Annotated in this window: 22 protein-coding genes; 2 read left to right on the plus strand and 20 right to left on the minus strand. The window is 59.1% G+C overall.

The genetic code is table 11. From position 1 onward, the window contains the following. On the plus strand, positions 1-379 hold a 379-nt coding region (locus FCK22_RS06415; protein WP_136720289.1), incomplete at its 5' end, for an integrase core domain-containing protein. A 407-nt stretch (positions 380-786) separates the two neighbouring features. On the opposite strand, the gene FCK22_RS06420 is transcribed toward FCK22_RS06415, so the two are convergent. From FCK22_RS06420 to FCK22_RS06510, 20 genes are all read right to left on the minus strand, one after another. Next, positions 787-1383, minus strand: coding sequence for an AAA family ATPase (locus FCK22_RS06420; protein ID WP_169306064.1), 597 nt, complete (start codon positions 1381-1383; stop codon positions 787-789). Positions 1384-1501: 118 nt separating this feature from the next. Beyond that, positions 1502-2062 carry a hypothetical protein gene (locus FCK22_RS18860; protein WP_211243560.1) on the minus strand — a complete coding sequence of 187 codons (561 nt, stop codon included), beginning with the start codon at positions 2060-2062 and terminating at the stop codon, positions 1502-1504. Positions 2063-2695: 633 nt separating this feature from the next. Next, positions 2696-3652 (minus strand): GTP-binding protein, encoded by a 957-nt coding sequence (locus tag FCK22_RS06425; protein WP_067262540.1) that lies wholly within the window; start codon positions 3650-3652, stop codon positions 2696-2698. After that, positions 3649-3954, minus strand: coding sequence for a hypothetical protein (locus FCK22_RS06430; RefSeq protein WP_067262537.1), 306 nt, complete (start codon positions 3952-3954; stop codon positions 3649-3651). The genes FCK22_RS06425 and FCK22_RS06430 overlap by 4 nt, the downstream gene beginning before the upstream one ends. A gap of 57 nt (positions 3955-4011) precedes the next feature. Then, entirely contained in the window at positions 4012-4914 is a 903-nt protein-coding gene (locus tag FCK22_RS06435) for a polysaccharide deacetylase (protein WP_067262535.1), read from the minus strand. Positions 4915-4956: 42 nt separating this feature from the next. Then, positions 4957-6309, minus strand: a complete 1353-nt coding sequence (locus FCK22_RS06440; RefSeq protein WP_067262533.1) for an amidase — start codon at positions 6307-6309, stop codon at positions 4957-4959. 10 nt (positions 6310-6319) lie between these two features. Beyond that, the gene (locus FCK22_RS06445; RefSeq protein WP_067262531.1) at positions 6320-7426 is read right to left on the minus strand and encodes an ABC transporter ATP-binding protein; all 1107 of its coding nucleotides are present in this window, start codon (positions 7424-7426) and stop codon (positions 6320-6322) included. Between the two features lie 72 nt (positions 7427-7498). Continuing rightward, on the minus strand, positions 7499-8722 hold the full coding sequence (locus tag FCK22_RS06450; RefSeq protein ID WP_136720291.1) for a twin-arginine translocation signal domain-containing protein: 1224 nt from the start codon (positions 8720-8722) through the stop codon (positions 7499-7501). A 67-nt stretch (positions 8723-8789) separates the two neighbouring features. After that, on the minus strand, positions 8790-9545 hold the full coding sequence (locus FCK22_RS06455; RefSeq protein WP_136720292.1) for an SDR family NAD(P)-dependent oxidoreductase: 756 nt from the start codon (positions 9543-9545) through the stop codon (positions 8790-8792). Then, a complete protein-coding gene (locus tag FCK22_RS06460; RefSeq protein ID WP_136720293.1) occupies positions 9542-10258 on the minus strand; it encodes an SDR family oxidoreductase in 717 nt (238 codons plus the stop codon). Before FCK22_RS06460 ends, FCK22_RS06455 begins: the two co-directional genes overlap by 4 nt. Next, entirely contained in the window at positions 10255-11106 is an 852-nt protein-coding gene (locus FCK22_RS06465) for an ABC transporter permease (protein WP_136720294.1), read from the minus strand. The genes FCK22_RS06460 and FCK22_RS06465 overlap by 4 nt, the downstream gene beginning before the upstream one ends. 3 nt (positions 11107-11109) lie before the next feature. Next, entirely contained in the window at positions 11110-11976 is an 867-nt protein-coding gene (locus tag FCK22_RS06470) for an ABC transporter permease (RefSeq protein ID WP_136720295.1), read from the minus strand. Further along, entirely contained in the window at positions 11973-13022 is a 1050-nt protein-coding gene (locus FCK22_RS06475) for an ABC transporter ATP-binding protein (RefSeq protein WP_248646442.1), read from the minus strand. Before FCK22_RS06475 ends, FCK22_RS06470 begins: the two co-directional genes overlap by 4 nt. Positions 13023-13293: 271 nt before the next feature. Next, on the minus strand, positions 13294-14277 hold the full coding sequence (locus FCK22_RS06480) for a GntR family transcriptional regulator (protein ID WP_136720297.1): 984 nt from the start codon (positions 14275-14277) through the stop codon (positions 13294-13296). Further along, positions 14274-15509, minus strand: coding sequence for an extracellular solute-binding protein (locus FCK22_RS06485; protein WP_136720298.1), 1236 nt, complete (start codon positions 15507-15509; stop codon positions 14274-14276). Before FCK22_RS06485 ends, FCK22_RS06480 begins: the two co-directional genes overlap by 4 nt. Before the next feature lie 164 nt (positions 15510-15673). After that, positions 15674-16645: a biotin-dependent carboxyltransferase family protein gene (locus FCK22_RS06490; RefSeq protein ID WP_067268325.1), complete on the minus strand. Its 972-nt coding sequence runs from the start codon at positions 16643-16645 to the stop codon at positions 15674-15676. After that, complete coding sequence (locus FCK22_RS06495; RefSeq protein WP_067268326.1) at positions 16635-17510, minus strand: carboxyltransferase domain-containing protein; 876 nt, start codon at positions 17508-17510, stop codon at positions 16635-16637. Before FCK22_RS06495 ends, FCK22_RS06490 begins: the two co-directional genes overlap by 11 nt. Before the next feature lie 15 nt (positions 17511-17525). Beyond that, entirely contained in the window at positions 17526-18893 is a 1368-nt protein-coding gene (locus FCK22_RS06500; protein WP_067268327.1) for an acetyl-CoA carboxylase biotin carboxylase subunit, read from the minus strand. A 3-nt stretch (positions 18894-18896) separates the two neighbouring features. Then, a complete protein-coding gene (locus tag FCK22_RS06505; RefSeq protein WP_067268328.1) occupies positions 18897-19133 on the minus strand; it encodes an acetyl-CoA carboxylase in 237 nt (78 codons plus the stop codon). A gap of 26 nt (positions 19134-19159) precedes the next feature. Beyond that, positions 19160-19939, minus strand: coding sequence for a 5-oxoprolinase subunit PxpA (locus FCK22_RS06510; protein WP_197471029.1), 780 nt, complete (start codon positions 19937-19939; stop codon positions 19160-19162). Positions 19940-20082: 143 nt separating this feature from the next. Here FCK22_RS06510 and FCK22_RS06515 point away from each other — a divergent pair, with 143 nt between their 5' ends. Continuing rightward, positions 20083-20970: a LysR family transcriptional regulator gene (locus FCK22_RS06515; protein WP_247738109.1), complete on the plus strand. Its 888-nt coding sequence runs from the start codon at positions 20083-20085 to the stop codon at positions 20968-20970. Positions 20971-21019: the final 49 nt, after the last annotated feature.

Genomic DNA, 21019 nt, shown 5'->3' on the forward strand with positions numbered 1-21019 from the left:
ATTGGTCCGAGAGACAATGGCGAGGGGGACGGAGTTCACGAGCCGGGCCATTCTGAGGTGGGCCGATCAGAACGCAATTCCGTGGCACTATATCGACCCAGGGAAGCCGCAGCAGAACGCCTTTATCGAGTCATTCAACGGCAGCATGCGCGACGAACTGCTGAACGAGGAGATATTTGACACCCTGGACGACGCCCGCCGGAAGCTGGCGCTCTGGCGTTACGATTACAACACCGTCAGGCCGCACTCATCGCTCGGGAACAAAACACCGGCCGAAGCGCGCCGGACGCTTGAGCAATTTGAGGGCTCCGCGCCCGGCGCGCTTGCCAAGCCCGAAACCGACGACTATCAAAATCAAACCCGCAGGCTCTCGTCATGAACGAGGGACCAGTGGGGGGCAGGTCATCCTCTGTTCGCAGACTCTTGCCTGCGTGAGTTGAATATGAGACCCTGCGGATATGAAACGGTGTCGGGGTAGTTTTGATGTGGCGTCAGCTACCCCGTCGCTCCGTCAGCGTCGGTGTACCTTTAATATTCGCGTTGATTGCGAAAACGCATAGACCCAAATACCGGATCTGATGCGGGTTTATGTGGATAACCAATTTAACCTACTGATATTGTGAGTGGTTTCTACTAGTCAGCGTTCCCACGTTCCCAGTTCCCAACGATAAGAAAGACCGCGCAATTCGCAGTTTGTCATAATCTTTTTGAGTTATTGGTATGTTGTACCGTAGTTGAGGGCTATCCCCCCGGGGAACCGGGAACATGGGAACAACCCCAACTACATTACATCAGCATTGGTGCATTGAGGGCTGCCTGCAGCTGAACGGAAAGTCGCCGAAGCCATCGCAATGAGCGGCCGCGCTTAACTGCTTTGGTCGCCAACTCGACAACCTGAGGATCGACCTCTTCCCCCAGCACCCGGCGGACGAGGGCGCTTAGGTGCGCGCCCTGCGGCATATCACATGTCAACACGCGGGATCTATCAAGCATCGGCTGTGGGAGGTGCGAAATATCGTTTACACAAATGATCCAAGAGATGTGGCTCAGGTTTACCGGGGCTTCCAAATAGGGCGACTGATAGGCCTCCGATGTTGTCGGCTCGAGCATTGGCAAAAGAGCGTCCGCCGCATCTCCGCCGTTCGTACTGATGCCGCGCTTGTCCAGTTCGTCGAGCACAACGACAGGGTTAGCGATCCCATGATCTGCGATATGTTGGATGGGCCGGCCTGGGCCCGAAGTGCTCCACATATAATCGGCACCGGCGATGGCAAAGCTACTGGTCGCACCGGTCATGTCCACGCGTAGGGGGACACATCCTGACAACTTACCAATGCGTTCGGCCAGATGCGTTTTACCACATCCCGGTGGTCCGGTGAGCACTACTGGCGAAAGGCCGAAGCTGCCCGACTGCTCAACACGCGCGATCGCCGCGCGCCAAAGGTAAGTCAGAGCCGGCGCGAGCCATGGGCTTTCTGCGTAGAGGTCTGCGAATAACTCGTCACAAGCGTGGCGCGTCGTAGGCCCGGCGATCTTTTTTTGGCTCAGCCAGCACCTTTCGCAACGCAGCCCGAGAGCGCGCCTTATCGTGCGTTGCCGTAGTCTGTGCTGGGCCGGTAAAATCGTGGATTCGTACGAGCTTTGGGGCCGATGTAGTTTCGGAGCCGGAGGCGGCTTCGTCCTTTGTAAAAAGCGTTTCGTGTAATGCGCTGCGGTGGCGGCGCACGGCTTCCCGGAATTTCACATGAGGATTTGACGATTTATTCGATGCCTCCCGCGCCGAATGCAATGCACGGGCGGCCTGTGCAAATGACCACTCCCGGGTCACAATGTCGAGATACTCAGCATATTTGACGGGATCTCCATTGTAGAACATGAGCGCAAGCCGCGTTGCGACCTCATGCCAGCAGCGCAGTTCCACCTCACGGCGATGCGTCCATGCCAGACGCATCATCTGCGGTGTCAGGGCAAGCTCGCCGCGCAGTGTCTCCGGCGAGGCGGTAACTCGCGACCACCCGAAGAGCCAATGGATACCGTACTGCTTAACCTCGCGCGCAGTCATTGGAACAGTTCCAGCAGGGATGAAACCAGTGTGGCCAATGTGGTCCAAACGAAAGTGAGGGCTTCGATGACAGAATAGGTGGATGTGAGGGTATTCAGGCGCGACTTTGCTGTCGCAAGCTTGATCGTGGAACGCATAGGGGAGCACCTTGTCGAAGGAGAGGACGCGCCGAATGCCGAATAAAGACTGGGGTTGGGCAGGGCGCACATTGAACGGCCTCCGCAAAAGCGGAGGTGTCAGCGTATCGAGAGGTTGCCAATAAGCCATGCCATGAGAGCAATATGGCCAGCGACCACTTCAGGGTCAAGTTTTGACGCAGGGAAAATAAACGGGAGCAAAACTATGTGTTCGATTTCACAACAAAACTATCGATGAGTGCGATCGTTAGCTTTTGAAGTATATGCAGCTATGGTGCTCGTCTCCTGTCGCCATTCGTCTATTACCAAGGCTTGGCTGATCCCCGTTGGTCCCCGAGAGGGAGCAGAGCCACATGCTGATTGTATAGCTGAAACGCTTTGAGCCCAATCTATTTCCTGGATATTCTTGCGGTCAGCTTCAGGCCCGAAAGCCCCGTAGCTTGATGTCTGTAAAGCTAGCAGCACCCTTTGCGAGTGCTCGTAGCCACGGCCTTATTCAGTTGCGGGTGAAATAGGCCAGCGAGCGGCGCAGGTCTTCGCTTTCGTACCCGCGCCCGATAAAAACGATCTGATTGCGGCGGTCTTGCTCGGCTGCGGGCAGCAGTTCGGGTGGCTGGACGGATTTTCGGACGGCCTGTAGCAAAAGCGGTCCGGCTGGCGTTTCAAACACACCTTTGACGCGCACCAAGTCATCCCCACGCGCATAGAGGAGGGCCGAGAGCCAGACCGAGAAGGTGGCCCAGTCCACGTCTTCGGGAATGTCGATCTTAGTGGGGAGGATGGGGTCGGTGCCGTTTGACAGCAACGGCAGCGAATAGGCTGTGGCATCCGGCAGGTTCGACAGAGCGTGAGGCAGACCCTTTGCAGCGGCGTCGATCTGGGCTGCGGGGTTAAGCTGTTTCACGGTCGCCATAACGGCCGCCAGCGTAGGGTCGGTGACGGCATCAACTTTGGTCAAGATAATGCGGTCGGCGGCCTCAATCTGAGAGCGGCTTAGGTGCTCGCTCTGGAGCTGTTGCACTGCATGCAGCGCATCGACCAGCACGACGATCTCGGCCACGCGGATATGATGCACCAAAACCCCGTCATCCTGAAACGCCGCAAGAATGGCAGCCGGATCGGCAAGGCCGCTGGTTTCCAGCACGATCTGATTGGTGCCGCGCATGTCGGCGCTTTGGCGACTTCGGGTGTCGCAAAGCGCGCGCAGGGCGGCAATTAGATCTGCTTGGCCCACGCAACAGGCGCATCCCCCTGCGAGCATGGTCATGCTGGCGGCCTGCGCGGCGAGCAGGGTATCATCAACCGGTGTAAGGGCCGCCTCGTTCACAAGAATATGCGCACCGGGAAAGGTGCCCGCGAACAGCTGATGGCGCAGCCATGTCGTTTTGCCCGATCCCAGATAGCCCCCAAGGATCGTCAGGCGCAGGCGGCTATCGTCGCTGTTCGCTGTCATAGGGCGGCAGGGGCTTCTGCGGTAAAGCGGGGGGCGAGCGGGTCAATCGGGGCACCGATCTGTCGCGCGGCGTCTTCCCAGACGGCTTCTAGGTCAGGCAGTAGGGCGGTTCGGCCTGTGAAGGACGACAGCGCGAAACCTGGCCCATGACCGGGCGGTCGGGCGGTGAACCCATAGCTGCTGAGCAAGCGGTTCAGAATCTGCGTACGCCGCATTTGCAGCCGCAGACGGTCGCCCGCGTTATCCGCGCCGGCATCGGTCCAATGGCCGGGGCGCGTTGGAAAACCACAGGCGTTGCACATCTCAAGACCTCATTGCGTAGGCGTAGGGCAGCGCAGATCGCGCTGCCCGTTGGTGGCTTAGATCACTTCGGGGCGTTTGTCGCTGTCGAAGGGGAACCGTTTGCGGAAGTCGTCCGCGATGGTGTTGAAGTCCACCCATTCGACGCCAGAGTGACCGTTGATATATTCGATCAGGCGCTCCAGCATCAGCAAGACCTGCGGACGGCCTGCGACATCGGGGTGGATGGTGATCGGGAACACACCGTATTCCATCTCGCGGTAGACCCAGTCGAATTGATCTTTCCAAAGCTGCTCAATATCGCGCGGGCTGACAAAGCCGTGGCTGTTGGGTGCGTTCTTGATGAACATCATCGGCGGCAGGTCATCGACATACCAGTTCGCACCGATGTCCACGAGGTCGATCTCCTTGCCGTGCTTGAGCGGATGCATCCACTCGCCAGCGGTCTTTGAGTAATCAATGACATTCCACTCGTCGCCGACGCGAGCATAGAAGGGCTGGAAGTCACGGTAGCTCTGGCTGTGGTCGTAGGAGAACCCATATTTGCCCAGCAACGCTGCCGTCACATTGGACATTTCCCACCACGGGGCGACATAGCCTTTGGGTGCTTCGCCGGTGAGCCCTTTGATAAGCTCGATGGATTTGACCAGAACGTCTTCTTCTTGCGACGGCGTCATCGCGACGGGGTTCTCGTGCAGATAGCCATGCGCGCCGATCTCGTGACCGGCTTCGACAATCATGTCCATTTCCTTGGGGAAAGTCTCGAGCGAGTGGCCGGGGATGAAGAACGATGTCCGCATCTCGTACTTCTTGAAGAGACGCAGCAAGCGGGGCACGCCGACTTCGGTCGCAAAAATGCCGCGCTGGATGTCATTGGGGCTGTCGCCGCCGCCATAGGACCCGATCTGGCCCGCGACGGAGTCGATGTCGGTGCCAAAGGCACAATAGATTTTCTTACTCATGTCTCAGTCTCCTCTGATTTTTCAGTCGTTGTCACGGCGGCCTTAGCCGCGGATGATCTCCTCACATCCCAAAGCTGCGGCCAGCAGGGCGGCATCCTCTCCCGAAGGCGCCGAGAGCAGGAAGCCGGTGGGCATGCCGTCCCCATCGGTGCCGTTGGGAATGGAAACGCCACACCAATCGAGAAAATTCCCCAGAGATGTGTTGCGCAGCGTCAGGACGTTGGCGCGGAAAAAGGCGTCTTGATCCGCTTCAAGGGGGGCGGTCTCCATCGCGGTTTCGGGCGTGGTGGGGCACAGCACGATGGCCTTCCCGATGGTTTCGGCGGTCGAGGCCATGGTGCGGGCACGGGCCTGTTGAAGCGTAAGCAGGTCAACGGCGCTCATGCTCTCGGCCAGCTTAATACGCCGCACCACACGGGCGTCCATCTGTTGGGCTTCAGCCCCGTAAATCCGGTCGTGATGCAGCACCAGCGCCTCGGCCCCGGCCAGAACACCGTGCTGGGCGATCAAGTCGTTCAACTCGGAAAGTTCGGGCAAGGATATGCGGCGCACGCGCGCGCCTGCCGCCTCAAGCCGCGACACGGTGGCGTCGAAGTTTGCGGCGACTGCGGGGGCGAGGTCATCGAGCAGGATGTTTTCGGGAATGACGAAGTTCAGCGTGCCGGGGTCTGCCGCCTGCGCCTCTTGCGCGTCTTTGCCGCGCAGGACCGCATCGAAAAGCGCGCAGTCGGCCACCGTGTTGGCCAGCGGTCCGATCGTGTCGAGCGATTTTGCCAGCGGATAGACCCCCGCCATAGGGTGGCGCCCCGTCGATGTCTTGTACCCAACCACGCCGTTAAAAGATGCCGGTATGCGCACCGACCCGCCAGTGTCTGAGCCCATCGAGATAGGCACGATCCCCGCCGAGACCACCACGCCCGAGGCCGAAGACGACCCGCCGGGGCTTCGGGTCTGCCCGGCAGGGGCGTGGACGTTGCGCGGGGTGCCGTAATGCGGGTTGAGGCCGATGCCGGAATAGGCGAACTCTGTCATATTCACCGTGCCGGTGCTGATGATGCCAGCACGATGCGCCGCCGCGATGACCGGCGCGTCTGCTTGTGCTGGGGGATCGGTCTTGGTCACCACGGCCCCGGCGGTGGTCACGCGGCCCTTGAGGTCAAACAAGTCTTTCCAAGCCACCGGCACCCCGTCAAGCGGACTGGCGGGCAGGCCCGCACGGTAGCGCAAGCGCGCAGCCTGCGCTTCGACCATCGCCCGGTCGCGCAGGGTGTCGATATAGATCGCATCGTCGCCATGCGCTGAGAGGCGCTCAAACACTTGCTCGGTCACGGTCACCGCGTCAAACTTGCCCGAGCGCAGCCCTTGAGAGATTTCGTTTGCCGACAGATGCGCCATGCAAGCCCCCTTAGTGATCGATGACGGTGGCGTTGGCGGATTTCCACGCGATGAACGCGCTTCCCCCAGCCTGTAGCCTGTTGCGATACTTGTCGACATGACCTTCGACATTGATCAGTTTGCCATCGGCAAAACGCACGATCATATGCATGATGTGACCCACGATCTGGAGGCTATCGATGGTGCAGGGGATCGCGTTGGAGCCAAAGTTGGCGCGTATCTCATCTTGGGGCACATCGGCGGGCACAAGATCCACCGCTTCGGCGGGAAGGATGATGCTCATCTCGCGCCCTTTATGTGCGTCGATCCCTGCGCGGTTCGCGCCGCCAAAGGTGCCAAATGCGGTGTCGAGCATCACGGTGCCATTTTGCTCTTCCCGGACGGTGCCAGGCAGGATGGCATTGGAGCCGATGAAGCGGGCGACGAACTGGCTGCTGGGACGGGTGTAAAGCTCTCGTGGGGGGCTGACCTGCTCCACGCGGCCCGCGTTCATCACCACGATCCGATCAGACAGAGCAAGCGCTTCGGACTGGGCGTGGGTCACAAATACAAAGGTAATGCCAAGGTCGCGCTGGAGCAGCTTCAACTCGTTCTGGATGCTCTTGCGCAGGTTCGCATCAAGCGCGCCGAGCGGCTCATCCAGCAGCAGAATGTCAGGCTCAACCACAAGCGAGCGGGCCAGTGCGATCCGCTGACGCTGGCCACCAGACAGGCGAGATGTCGGCATATCAGCGATGCTGCTCAGGCCGAGTTTTTCGAGTATCTCGTCAACTTTGCGGTTCGCCTCATCGCGCGGCATCTTCTTGACTTCAAGGCCAAAAAGCACGTTCTGGCGCACATTCATATGCGGAAAGAGCGCGTAGTTTTGAAAGATCATCGAGGTGGGGCGCTTTTCGGGGAGCTGATCGTTCACGCGTTTGCCGCGGATCATCAGATCGCCAGAGGTCACTGTCTCAAACCCCGAGATCATACGTAGGGTCGTGGATTTGCCACATCCCGACGGGCCAAGGAATGCGATGAATTCCCCTTTTTCGACATCCAGATTGAAGTCGATAACGGCCGGAGTTCCATTGTCGTAGGTCTTGTAGACATTTGTAAGCTGTAGATCGTAGGCCAAGGGAAAACGTCCTGTTCGGGGGAAAAGGGAAGGGGGAGGTCCAGCCGGTTGCCCGGCTGAACCCTTGGTGCGTTAAGCGGAGAGGAATTCGTCCCACTTTTGGATGAGCAGGTCGTACTCATCCGGCCACTGGTGCCAGTAGGCGACATTCGCGGCGCGTTCTTCGAGGGAACCGCCGTCGCGCAGATCGCCCTCTTTGATGCCGCGCTCGGTCTCGCCAACCCATGGCTTGCCCTCGTACCAGAAGGCGTATTTGTCGGGATCCATGACATTTTTGACGTTGGTCGTGGGCGAGTAGTAGCCCTGTTCGGACACCGCGATGGCGGGCGGGCCGGACAGCCAGTAATCGGCATAGGCCGCGACTGCTTCGAGGTTCGAGGAGGTCTTGAGGGGGGCCACCCCAATCGCCCAGCCACGGTAACCGCTGTCCATCGTGGCATAGGAGCATTCGACCCCCTGCGCCTTGACAGCCATAACGGCCGGTTGCCACGCGTCGGCAATGACCATTTCGCCAGATGCCAGCAGGTTCACCAACTCGCCGAAATCACCCCAAAGAGCGCGGAACTGGCCCTCTTTCTTTTTGGTGATCAGGAACTTGGCCGCCTCTTCGATGGCTTCCGCGTCCGGGTTGCCCGGGTTGGCCACTTCCAACAGGCCCAGCTCGTTCATGGCCAGAACCGCCTGACCAAATGCGATCAGCGGGTCAACGTTCAGACCGGTCTTGCCCTTGAACTTGGGATCGAACAGGGAGGACCACTTCGCGGCTTCCTCTGCTTCCACGAGGTCCGGACGGTAGCCGATGGAATCGTAGTTGTAGACCGTCGGCACCATATTCAGGCGCGTCTGGCTCTCGTCTTCCCAAATCTGGCCGACGATCTGACGGTTGAGGTCCCAACGGTCGGACGATTTGGTAAAGGTGTCGCGGATACCAGCCCAGTTCTTGAGGTTCTCGGCAGGGATCGGCGCCAGCTTGTCGGTGGCGACCATCGCAGCAAGACGTTCACCGATGATTTCCCAGCAATCATAAGCATCCGACCCGGACAGGATCTCTGTCTGGGTGTTGGGGAAAATGTCAGCCTTGCCGCTGACCGACCCGACACCGGATTGCTCTTTGAAATCGTTCAAGATGCGTTCTTGGACGGTGACCGACAGGCCGACAGTCCGCAGTTCTTGGTTGCTTAGTTCAGCAGCGAATGCCTGCTGAGCGCCAAGGAACGGCATCCCACCAGCAGCAAGCGCAGCGCTGCCTGCTGTGGTCTTTAGAAAGTTGCGCCTAGAGAAATTTGAGTGTGTCACTTTTATACTCCTTGTTGCGGTCGTTTACTTTTGGTTTTGGTTGGGAAGGCAAACCTTCCTTGCGTGTTCAGTAGCGCCCGACCATCAGCCCACCGTCCACTGTAATGACCTGTCCTGTCAGATACCGCGCCGCATCCGACGCGAGGAAACCCACAACATCAGCGATGTCATCAGGCTGTCCGATACGGCCCAGCGGGACGATTTCGCCCACTGTTTTGGCGCCTTCGGGACCAAGTGAATGTTTCTCCGACAAAAGCTGCGCGGTGCGGACATAGCCCGGCGCCACGCCGTTCACGCGCACCCCATGGCCGCCCAGTTCCACCGCCAAGCCCCGAACAAGCCCCACAACGCCTGATTTCGCGGCGGAATAGTGGACATGTTCGTCCCAGCCATAGGCAACGCCCATGATCGACGACAGGCAGACAATCGCGCCGCTGCCGCGCACCTTCATCCCGGCAGCGGCAGGGCGGATCACGCGCAGCATGCCTTTAAGATCAATGTCGAAGGTCTGATCCCATTTGTCGTCCGTCAGCTGCTCCAGCGGGACGCGGTGCGCGATGCCTGCGTTCGCGACAATCGTGTCGATCTTGCCAAAGCGGGTTTCGATGTCCTTGACCACGGCGTCGGCGCGCTTGGTGTCGGTCACATCGAGATGCTGAAACTCAGCTTCACCGCCAGCCTTGCGGATTTCCTGCACGACAGTGCGGCCCTCATCCTCAAGCACATCGGTGACGACGACATGGTCGCCGCGTGCGGCCAGGGCCTTGGCCGTGGCCCTTCCGATGCCAATTCCGGCGCCCGTGATTAAAGCGATTGAGGTCATAGCATTACGTCTCCGGAGTTTGGCGACAGGGTTTGGCCCACGTAAATCCGTGCGGCATCTGAACATAGGAAAGCGACGGTCTCGGCGACATCCTCCGGCTCGCCAAAATGGCCCAGCGGAAGATCGGCGGCCTTGGCCGCACGCCAGTCGTCCGAGAGGGCGCGTACCAGCGGTGTGTTGATCGGCCCGGGCGCAACTGCGTTGACGCGCACCCCTTGGGTTGAAACCTCGCGGGCCAGCGCCTTGGTCATGCCGATGATCCCCGCCTTTGCCGCCGAGTAATGCACCAGTTCGATGCCGCCGATCTGTCCTAGCTGCGACGCCATGTTGACCACGCAGCCGTCTTTGTTGGCGAGCATCTGTGGCAGGACCGCACGAGTACAGAGATAGGTCCCGCGCAGGTGGACCGCGATCATGCGGTCAAAGTCTTCTGGCGCCAGATCGACAAAACGTGATTGGTGGACATGGCCCGCGTTATTGACTAGGTGCGTCGGTGCGCCGAACGCTTTGGTACACTGGGCAACCATGCGTACTACATCTGCCTCGTTCGACACATCACCCTGTACCGCAACGCCGCCGACCTCTTCCGCCGCGCGCTCTGCGGCATCGGCGTCGTAATCGTTGACGACGACATTATACTCCAATGCCGCAAGCTTTGTGGCGACAGCCAGCCCGATCCCCGAGCCTGCGCCTGTGATGATGACGGTGCTCATGCGATGTCTTCCTGCATGGCCATCTTCTTGGCGCGCCGCACGCTCAGCGCCATCAGGATGCCGTAGACCGACAGCAGCGCGAAAGAGAACAGGGTGGTCATAACGCCGAAGGCAAAGATGTTCGGGTGAATCTCGACCGAGAAGGTGCCGTAGATCGCCAGTGGCAAGGTCTGGTCCCGCCCCGAGGCAAAGAGAGTGCGCGGGAATTCGTCGAAGCTGAGCGTGAAGGCAAAGAGCATCGCGGACAGCACGCCGGGGAAGATCAGCGGGAATGTCACCTTGCGAAAGGTCGTCATCGGGGACACGCCGAGCGACCAAGAGGCTTCCTCGACCGAACCGTCAAAGCGGTTGAGGATCGCCAGCATCACCAAGAAGGCAAAGGGGAAGGTATAGACAACATGCGCCAGAAACGCTGTGCTCCACCAATGCCGCTCAATCCCGATCACGTTGTTGGCCAAGAGCGAAGTGCCCAGCCCGGTCAGAACACCCGGCACCATCATGCCCAGCACGATCAAGTAGAAGACTACGCCCGCACCGCGGAACCGTTTGCGGAACGCCTGTGCCGCCATGACACCCAGCACCGTCGCGGTGACCATCGTCATAAAGGCGAGGACCAGCGACCGGATCAGCGCTTCGCCAACAGGCAAGGGCGCAATTCGGGACGGGGGCGTCAGACCAAAGAGGTGTTGATACCAGTAGGTTGACCAAGAGATGATCGGGAACTGGGGGCCGCCTTCGGGGCCTTGCTGGAAGGACAGGATGCCCAGCACGATGAACGGACCATAAAGGAACAGGATGAAAAGGCCGACATAGACGGCGAGGATCGGTTTAAGGACCTTGGATTCCATCTTTTAGATCTCCCGCTTCAGGTCAACAATGCGCAGGAAGCCTGCAACCACGATGCCCAGCAGGATCGTCAGGATCACCCCCACGACCGAAGCCATCGCCCATTTCAGTGAGCCAACCTGCGTCACGATGATATTGCCCAGCAGGTTCACTTTCCGGCCCGACAGGGCGCCCGAAGTGGCGAACTCCCCCAGCACCATGACGCTGACAAAGATCGCACCGACTACGACACCGGGCAGGCTGAGCGGCAAAATGATCTTCCAAAAGATGCGCCCAAAACCAGCGCCAAGGTCACGCGCCGCCTCGATAATGTTGCGGTCAATGCGGCCCAGCATGAAGGCGATAGGGCCTACCATGAAGACCACGTAAATCTGGGTCATGCCGATGATGACCGACAGTTCCGAAAACAGCAGCACTTCGATAGGGCTGTCGATCAGGCCGATTTTTTGCAAAATGATGTTGATCGCGCCCTCCTTGCCCAGCATTGGCCGCCAAGCCAGCACGCGGATTAGAAAGGATGTCCAAAAGGGGATGACACATAGGACCAGCAGGATTGTCGAGAGTGTCTTGCTCTTGACCAGCAGCCCCACAAAAAGCGCCGCAGGATAGCCGATTAGCAAAGTCAGCGAGAGGACAATCAGCCACAGGCGGATCGTTGTCCACAAGGCGCCGACATAGGCCTCTGAGCCAAAGAAGTTTCTCCAGCTGTCGAGGGTCAATGTGGAGTTGATGGCGAATGTGGTCTGCGTCCAGAACGATACGTAAAGTATCATCATGATGGGGGCGACAAGGAACAGGATCATCCAAACAACGCCGGGCGCAAGCAGACGGAAGGTGTTTGACTTGTCCCGGTTTGAGGTTGCAGCGCTCATCTTGCGGTTTCCTTTCCGAATACAATCGCCTGTGCGGGGTCCCATGACAGGGTGTAGTTTTCTCCGACGGTCAGGTCGCGTGGTTCACCAAGGCTGAGGTGGTGGTCGACTTCGACGGTTTTGTGGTCTTCGGTTTCGAACAAAAAGACGATCGACGACCCAAGGTATTCACTGGCGAGGTAGCGAACGGGCAAAGCCGGGCCGGGCAAATCCACTGCGTCCTTGTCGAATATCCGCGTGCGGTCATACCGGATTGCGTAGACATCGCTGTTGTTCGGGCGCGCGTCAGCCACCGGGATAGAGCCGAAAGGACCTTCAAAGGTGCCGCCACTCAATCTGCCGTCGAAAAGGTTGAACCTGTTGAGAAACAGCGCCACATCCGAAATGGCTGGGCTGTCGTAGATCGCATCGGGGGTGCCGTATTGCACGATCTGGCCTTGATCCAGCACCGCGACATGATCGCCCATCGCCAGCGCTTCGGTCTCGCTGCCCGTCACATGCAGAAAGGTCACGTCGAGCCGTTCGCGAATGGCGCGAAGTTCGATCTGCATTCTATTGCGCAGGTTGGCGTCCAGCGCGCCGAGGGGTTCATCCAAAAGCACCAGCCTGGGCTGCAATACGAGCGACCGGGCCAAGGCGACTCGTTGTTTCTGGCCGCCGGAAATCTGATCTGGGCTGCGGTCTTCCAATCCGGTGAGACCCACCATTTCGATCGCGCTCGTCACCCGTTCGGTGATGTCTTTCTCGGCCACTTTGACGGCGCCATTGCGCAGTCCAAAGGCGACGTTCTCAAAGATGGTCAGATGCGGGAAGAGGGCGAAGTTCTGGAACACAAAACCGATGCCGCGCTCATGGGCGGGCAGGTCGGTGATGTCGCGCCCCTGAAACCAGATGCGCCCCTCGTCCGGTTTCTCAAATCCGGCGATCACGCGCAAAAGGCATGTTTTGCCCGACCCCGAAGGCCCAAGCAGCGCTATATAGCTATTGTCTTCGGCGACGAAATCAATGCCGTCGAGTGCGGTCAGATCGTCGTATCTGCGCGTCACACCTTCTAGTCGGAATATAGGTTCACTTTGCGTCATAGAGCCCTCTCTGTTTCGCGAAGGCGATCCCCATACTCAGATGCGGACTGCAAAAGGTCGCTCTCCCGGCGCCACGTCGCAAAATGTATAAAGTATGAAATGGCTAATTGGTCTGCATTGCAAGAGCCATCTTTTCAGAAAATTACGCCCTAAATGCTACCTACAGTAGATATTATGAGTGAATCTTAGGAAATATTACAAAATAAAAATGAATTTTGGGTCCGCAATGCATTTTTCAGACCGATGTTAGATAGGGCGGCAATGAGTCGCTTTCCGGGATCAACGCCACGATTTTGAGCCGGGCGAGACTCTTGAACGACAAAATGCGCAGATGCTCTTTCAGGTACGCCGTCGCGGCCGTGGTCTGGCGTGATCCGATGAGCTCGAACAATGTGCGGTACTGGTCCAATGCGACCGGATCAACCGGCAGTCCAAGATCGCTCAGCGCCTTGTCCATCGCCGAGAGCAGCAGGCGGTTGTTGCTGATGATCTCTACCAGCGCACTGTTGGGCGCGCGCCCAAGGCAGAGCCGCATCAGCGCGTCTTCAAGTTCTGCCGAATCCTTTGCCTTGCCGCTATCAATTTGTTCAATGAGCTGCATGATCTGCGCGTGGTCGATGTGGTCGGCGGCCTGTATCAGCGCGGCGGGCTCCATGATGCTGCGCAACTCAAACTTTTCGCGCAGGGTGCGCGCTGTCAACGGCCCGGCAAGCCAGTGGGAGCTGGCGCCTTTGCGGATCAGCCCGCGTTCATTGAGCCGGCTCAGCACATCGCGGGCCACGGTACGGCTGACGCCGAGATGATTGGCCAGTTCGGTTTCAATCACCCGAAACTCGCCGAAAATCTGACAGGCGGCGATTTCGGCCTCGACCTTGTCATAGACCAGTTGCCACGTCCCGCGCACCGCAAGGGTCGAGCGCAAGACGTTGGGGATCTCAAAACCAAACTCCTGAAGGGGTTTTCGGATCGGGGTAGGGCTGGTCGTTCCGTCGCCAACCAAATAACCGCGCCCGCGAAACCTGTGGATCAGCCCTTCGGCGTTGAGCATCCGTAACGAGGCCTGCACAGGAGCGCGGCTGGTTTGCATCAGCTTGGCAATCGGCCCTTCGATTAGGACGAAGCCGTCAGGCAAGCGTCCCGAGCGGATGTTGTGGCGCAGAACGCTGCTGATGGTCTCATAAAGCGGCTCTTGCCCGGGCGCTGTGGATTTCGCGTTCATGAGGCGGGGCTTCCCAAAGACCTGATAAAGCGCTTCCACGCGCGGGCGGCGTAGTTGTATTCGTCCATGACGGTGTTCCAAAGCGCAATCCGGCTGACCCTCTCGCGGTAGGCGCCGCCGGGGCGACGCTGGCCAGTGCTCACGACGATTCTACCGTCGGGGCCCTTTAGGTCACAGCGCGCGGGATCGCCGTCGTACCAATAACCCCATTCCTCAGGGCTAAGATATTCTCGGACCCCTTTAGAGTTGGTCATGTAATGCCCCTGCCGCGCCATCAACGCGCCCGCAGGGCCCGTCAGCCACCAGTTCAAATAATCATAGGCCATGTCCAGTTTCGCGCCCTCAAGGTGCCGCGCGAGTGAGGCACCCCCATGCCATGCCCGGTAGCCTTCGCGCGGGACGCTTTCGCGGAAAATACCAGCCATCTCGCCCAAGTTGCCATAGGAAGGCGACCACATGCTCTGAACCGAGACGCGGTCTGAGTGAATAAACGCTTCGGCATCGTCGGGCGACAGCCAACTGCCGACGAAAAAGCCCTGCTGTCGCAGGGTTTCGAGCAGGGCCATCAGGCTGTCGATCTCGTCCACGGTCATGTTCCCGATGTCTTGGAACGTAAGATCACCGTTGGCCTCTGCGGCAAGGGCCGCGTCAAAGATGCCGATTGCTGGCTCATCAACCAGCGCGATCCGCCCGCGGGCACGTCGGTCAAGAAGCCATGCCCAACTTGACCCTTCCGGGCCTTCGTCCCCGAAAAGGCGGCGGTCAAATCCGAAACTGTCCACATTATGCGCGGTTGGCAGCATGCTGATGGTCGGCATGGGCTGTTGGCCAAGGGTGCCGTCGGGCTGGACATAGAGCTTGCGCATCGGCGCATCGCCGTGACCCTGCCAGGTGTATTTGCTGATGCCACCGGCCTTGGCGAGGTCGCCGATGTCGTCCCACTGCTTGATCCGATCAGTCTGGATCGGCTGCAACGCGCCCCAGTACCAGACGATATCGAGGTTGTGAAAACACTGCTCGTAAATGTCGTAGCCGAGCGGGTCGACCGCAGCACGGTGCTGACAGGTCAGAAAGTCGAGAGACTCGTGCTGGATATCAACGCCGAGGTCCGCCACGGCCATCTTGCGCACTTCCTCCAGCAAAGTCACATCGGTACCGCGCACCCGCAGCAAACGCCGCTTTTGATGCGGCGGGGAGGCAATTCTGGTCATCTGGGCTGGATCGGCGGACATTCTGGGCTCTGCTCTCCCGTTCAACAGGGGAAATACCGCCCCGACATGGATGTTTGCCTGCAACATCAGAACTTAAACGCTATTTGCATTCAAGAGAGCATATCAACGTGCAGCCCCGGCGGCCTGAAACAAACAGGGCGCCGGGGCCGTGGTTTTACATCGGGTTAGCCGAGGTGGGCACGCACGGCTGCCAGCATCTTTTTGCGGTCGCTGCGCGCCTTGAGCGCCTCATCCATGTCAACCTTGCAGAACTTGACCGGCGTATGGGGCTGCAACTGTCCGATCAGGTCCATGTCGGCCGAGATGATCGCCCCGAGGGTGAAATAGCCGCCTCCCGAAACCGCATCGCGGTGCAACACGATTGGTTCCAACCCGCCCGGCACCTGAATGGAGCCGTAGGAATAGCAGCCATCGACGATGTTAGACGGATCGGCCCCGGCGCCGAAAGGCTGTTCGCGGTCGACAAACTCAAGCGGCTTGCCCCCTTTAAAGCGGTATCCCATCCGGTCTGCCTCAAGTGCGACGCTCCAGTCGTCCTCGAAAAAGCCCTCCTGCGCCGCAGAGGTCAGGCGGTGCCAATAAAGGCCCGGCAGCACCCGCAGTTCAGCAGGGTTTCCGGGCAGGCGGCGCAAATCAGCAGGCACATTTAGACCCGGCTCAATCATCTCCACTTCGCCCAGCGGGATCACATCGCCCGCCTGCACATTGCGGCCCTCGATGCCGCCGAGCGCACCAATCGGATAGGTCGACCGGCTGCCAAGGGCAGGGGGCGTGTCGATCCCGCCGCTGATTGCGATATAGGCGCGCGCCCCGGATTTGAGGAAATCGAACTTGAGCGTTTGCCCCGCTTTCACCTCAAAGGCGGTCCAGCCGTCCTGCGGCGTGCCGTCCACCTTTGCAGGCAGGTCCGCGCCAGTCACCGCGACAAGCGCGTCCTTTTCAAAGACGATCTCTGGCCCCATGAACACCACTTCGAGCCCCGCGGCCCCTTCGGGGTTGCCGACCAGCATGTTGGCCACGCGCAGCGCGAAACGGTCCATCGCGCCACCAATCGGAATGCCAAGGTGGAAATAGCCCGGACGGCCCAAATCCTGAATTGAGGTTGAGAGGCCCGGTTGAATGACTTTAAGCGACATTGAGCGCCTCCATCAGTTTGGCGTTGGTGCCGGGCATATCCGCGTTAAAGGCTTCCAGATCGAAATCGACCTCAGCTATGCGCGGCACATAGGTGTCGGCCTCCACCTCGGCGAGAATGCGGTCATATTCCTCTCGGTCGATCGGCTTCCATTTCACGATGTCGCCCGGTTTGAAGAACACCATAAATTCACGCAGATAGCTTTGCTTCTGCTCCGGATCGAAGATCGGCATCGGCGTGATGCCAAACATCTGGTAGCCGCCAGCCCCCCGCACCGAATAGACGCAAGAGAAACAGCCCCCATAGCCCACGGTCTGCTTGGGCGTGTCTGTGCGCGGGCGCAGGTATTTGGGCACCTGCAACTGTTTGTCACGCTCCACCAGTTGATAGAGGAACGGCAGCCCCGCAACGAAACCCACCATCGACACGAACCACGGTTGCGAATGGTGCGCCTCGATAAAGCCTTCGGCACCGTCAAACCCGTTGATCCGCGCGGCATAGTCAAGATCGTTGCCCGACGGGTCTTGATGGCGCTCGCGGAACCGCATCAGGGTCTCATGGGTCCATGGATCTTGGTAAAAGACCGGGATTTCGATTATCCGCGTCTTCAGCCGCTTTTCGGCATCCTCGGCCTTATGCTCAAGTTCCTGCACCTTTTTCAGCATCGCTTCGGGCGCGATCACATCAGGGTCAAAGCGGACCTGAAAGGAGGCGTTCGCCGGGCAGATTTCAGTGACGCCCTCGATCTTGGCCTCGCGCACGGCATTGCTCATCGAGAGGGACTTAAAGAACGCGTCGAGCGACATTTCATCGTCCATCTCGACGTAGATATGTTCGTCGCCGCCGTAGGTATAGCGTGTTTTCACGTTTGCCTCCTGTGGTTAGGGGGTTGGTTTGAGATTGCCCGCCGCCAGCCAAGGCTCGAGCCATTGCGTATGGAAATCGTCCGCCCGCACCGCAGGGTCATGCGCCAAAGCAAGGTGCAGCGGTTTGGTGGTTTTCAGCCCGCCAATCTCCAGCCCCTCAAGCGCAGTGATCATCAGGGCAATGGCGGCGTCACGATCTTCGGCATGGACGATTAGCTTGCCCAAAAGAGAGTCGTAAAACGGCGGCACCTGATAGTCTTCGTAGAGGAAGTGATCAAAGCGGATGCCGTCGCCTTCGGGCAGCTTCAGGCTGCTGACCTGACCGGGGAAGGGGAGGAACTGCATCATCGGATCTTCGGCATTAAGCCGCACTTCAATCGCGTGACCGCTGCGGGTGATGTCCTCTTGGGACTGCCGCAGTTTCCCGCCACCAGCGACATGGATCATCTCTTGCACCAGATCCGTGCCCGTCAGCATTTCCGTCACCGGATGTTCCACCTGAATGCGGGTGTTCATCTCGATAAAGAAGAATTCCTTGGTCGTGCTATCGTAAAGATACTCCAATGTCCCCGCACCAACGTAGCCGACGGCCTTCGCCAATGACACGGCGGTATCGCATAGGTGCTGGCGGGTGGCCTCGTCCAGACAAGCGGCCCCGGCTTCCTCCCAGACCTTCTGGCGGCGGCGCTGCATTGAGCATTCGCGCTCAAAGTAATGAACTGCGTCGGTGCCGTCGCCCATGATCTGCACTTCGATATGGCGCGGTAACTGGATCGCCCGCTCAAGGTAGAGCCCACCATCGCCAAAGGCCGCTTTCGCTTCGGCCTGCGCCTGCGGGGCCATCTTGCGCAGATCGGCTTCGGTATCTGCGATGCGGATGCCCTTGCCACCGCCCCCGGCGGCGGCCTTGATCATCACCGGATACCCCAGATCGGCAGCAACCGACACGGCGTCATCCACCGTCTCTAACCGTCCTTTCGAGCCGGGCACGACAGGCACGCCTGCTGCTTCGGCAGCCTGCCTTGCCGCCACCTTGTCGCCCATGCGATCAATCGTGTCCGCCGAAGGGCCGACAAACGTAATGCCTGCCTCCTCAAGTGCGCGGACAAAACCCGCGTTTTCGGCCATGAAACCATAGCCGGGATGCACCGCATCAGCCTTGGTTTCTTTGGCCGCCGCGACCACGGCCTCTACGTTCAGATAGGACAGCACGGCCTGCGCGGGGCCGATGCAGACGGCCTCATCCGCTTGCCGGACGGCGAGCATATCGGCATCGGCTTCGGAATGGGCCTGAATGGTGTGAATGCCCATCGACTTGGCGGCGCGGATGATCCGCACGGCGATTTCGCCTCGGTTGGCAATCAGCAAGCGTTTGATAGCCATCTATCAGTCCTCGATTTCTGCCAGCGGTGCGCCCGCGCCAATTGCCGCGCCGTCTTCGGCAAGGTAGCTTTTAAAGGTCCCCGCGGTCTCAGCCTTCACGTCAATAAAGGTCTTCATAACTTCGATCAGGCCGACGGTATCGCCTGCCGCAACCGCATCACCGGGTTGCTTGTAAAGCGGCTCGCCCGGTGCGGATTGAGTGTAGAATGTGCCGGGAACGGGGGAAAGAACCTGTGTCATGTTGGTCTCCTGCTTGAGTGATGTACTTAAAGGGCTTTCGCGACTTCAGCGGCGCTGGCGATGCGGATGCCTGCGTCTTGCAGGCCCGCACGGATGGCTTGGCCCATGGCCAACGCGCCGGGGGTGTCGGAATGAAAACAGATCGAGTCGAAGGGGATTTCAATCTCATCGCCTTCGACAGTGGTTACCATACCGGTCTTGCACGCCTTGACGCATTTCTCGGCAATCTGTTGTGGATCGGGCCGCGCAACCTGCCGGGTAAAGACGATAGAGCCGGAATTGCCGTAGTCGCGGTCTGCATAGAACTCGCGGATGACAGGGTGGCCCGCCCGTTTGGCGGCGGCATAGGTCTTGGACACGCTCATGCAGAACAACAGGGCATCGGGGCTGGTGGTCTGTAGCGTATCGACTAGCATCTGGGATAATTCTTCGTTCACGGCGGCTTCCATATAAAGCGCACCGTGGAGCTTTACGTGCTGCAAGGGCGTGCTATGGCGGCGGCCAAATTCGCGGATCGCACCGATCTGGTAGACGATGTCATTGATCAACTCTGCCGCATCGGTCTTGATATAGCGCCGCCCGAAGCCCTGAAGATCCGCATAACCAGGATGGGCCCCCAGCCCAACGCCATGGGCTTGGGCCAGTTTGACGACACGGTCCATCGAGTTGGGATCGCCTGCATGAAAGCCTGCGGCGATATTGGCGGAACTGATGATCTGCATGATTTCTTCGTCCGGCGCATCGCCCAGCACCCACTGGCCAAACCCTTCGCCCATGTCACAATTTAGATCGACGGTCTCTTTCATGATCATACCCCTCCACTGGTCTGAACCTATGATGGCAGCTTGATACAAAATTGATATTTCTTTTTTTCATTGCTGCATTATCGGAATTTTAGATAATACCTCGGTGAGGCAGGTAAAAGGTGTAGACGTTGAATTTCAAACACTTGAAGTATTTTGTTGCGACGGCAGAGACTGGGCAGGTAAGCCGGGCAGCAAAATTGCTCTCGATTTCTCAATCTGCGGTTACGGGGTCGGTCCGCGATCTTGAGGCGCTCTTGGCCGTTACCCTGTTTCAGCGCCGTGCTCAGGGCATGGAGTTGACGGAGGCGGGGCGGGAGTTCCTGCCGGTGGCGCGGGACATTCTGGAAAAGGTCGATGCGGCCCATCAGATCCACCGCGGCACCTCTGACATCACCGGCATTTTGACCATCGCCGCGACCTATACGGTGCTTGGTTATTTCCTGCCTTTTCATCTGGGCCGCTTGGCGCAGCTCTACCCCTGCATCGACATTCGCATCGTTGAATTGAACCGCCAGAGCATTGAGGAGCAACTACTGCGCAGCCAGATCGACATCGCCGTTGCCCTGACCTCGAACATCCACCGCGAAGGGATTGAGACGCTGACTTTGCTCAAATCCCCAAGGCGGCTTTGGGTCCCGGCGGGGCATCGGTTTTGCGACGGCGGGGCGGTGTCGCTGCACAGCATCGCCAAAGAGCCCTACGTTATGCTGACCGTGGACGAAGCTGCGCATTCCACGATGAAATACTGGAACAGCAACAACGCGCACCCGAGCATCAAGCTGCGCACGTCTTCGGTGGAGGCGGTGCGTTCGCTGGTGGCGAACGGGCAGGGGGTCACGATCTTGTCGGATATGGTCTACCGGCCTTGGTCACTGGAGGGACGACGGATCGAAACAGTGGCGACGGATGTGGAAATACCCACGATGGACGTCGGGCTGGCCCTCAATCGGTCCACGACGCTGACGCCCGCCAAACAGGCGCTGATGTCCTATTTCACCTCTGCCTTCCTATCCCCCAAGTTGCAATTTTAGGCGCGACAGTCTTGTACCACCCTCGGAGTTTATCCATAGAGTTGCGCCA

The organism is Sulfitobacter sp. 15WGC (genome assembly GCF_005068605.1).
Classification (GTDB): domain Bacteria; phylum Pseudomonadota; class Alphaproteobacteria; order Rhodobacterales; family Rhodobacteraceae; genus Sulfitobacter; species Sulfitobacter faviae.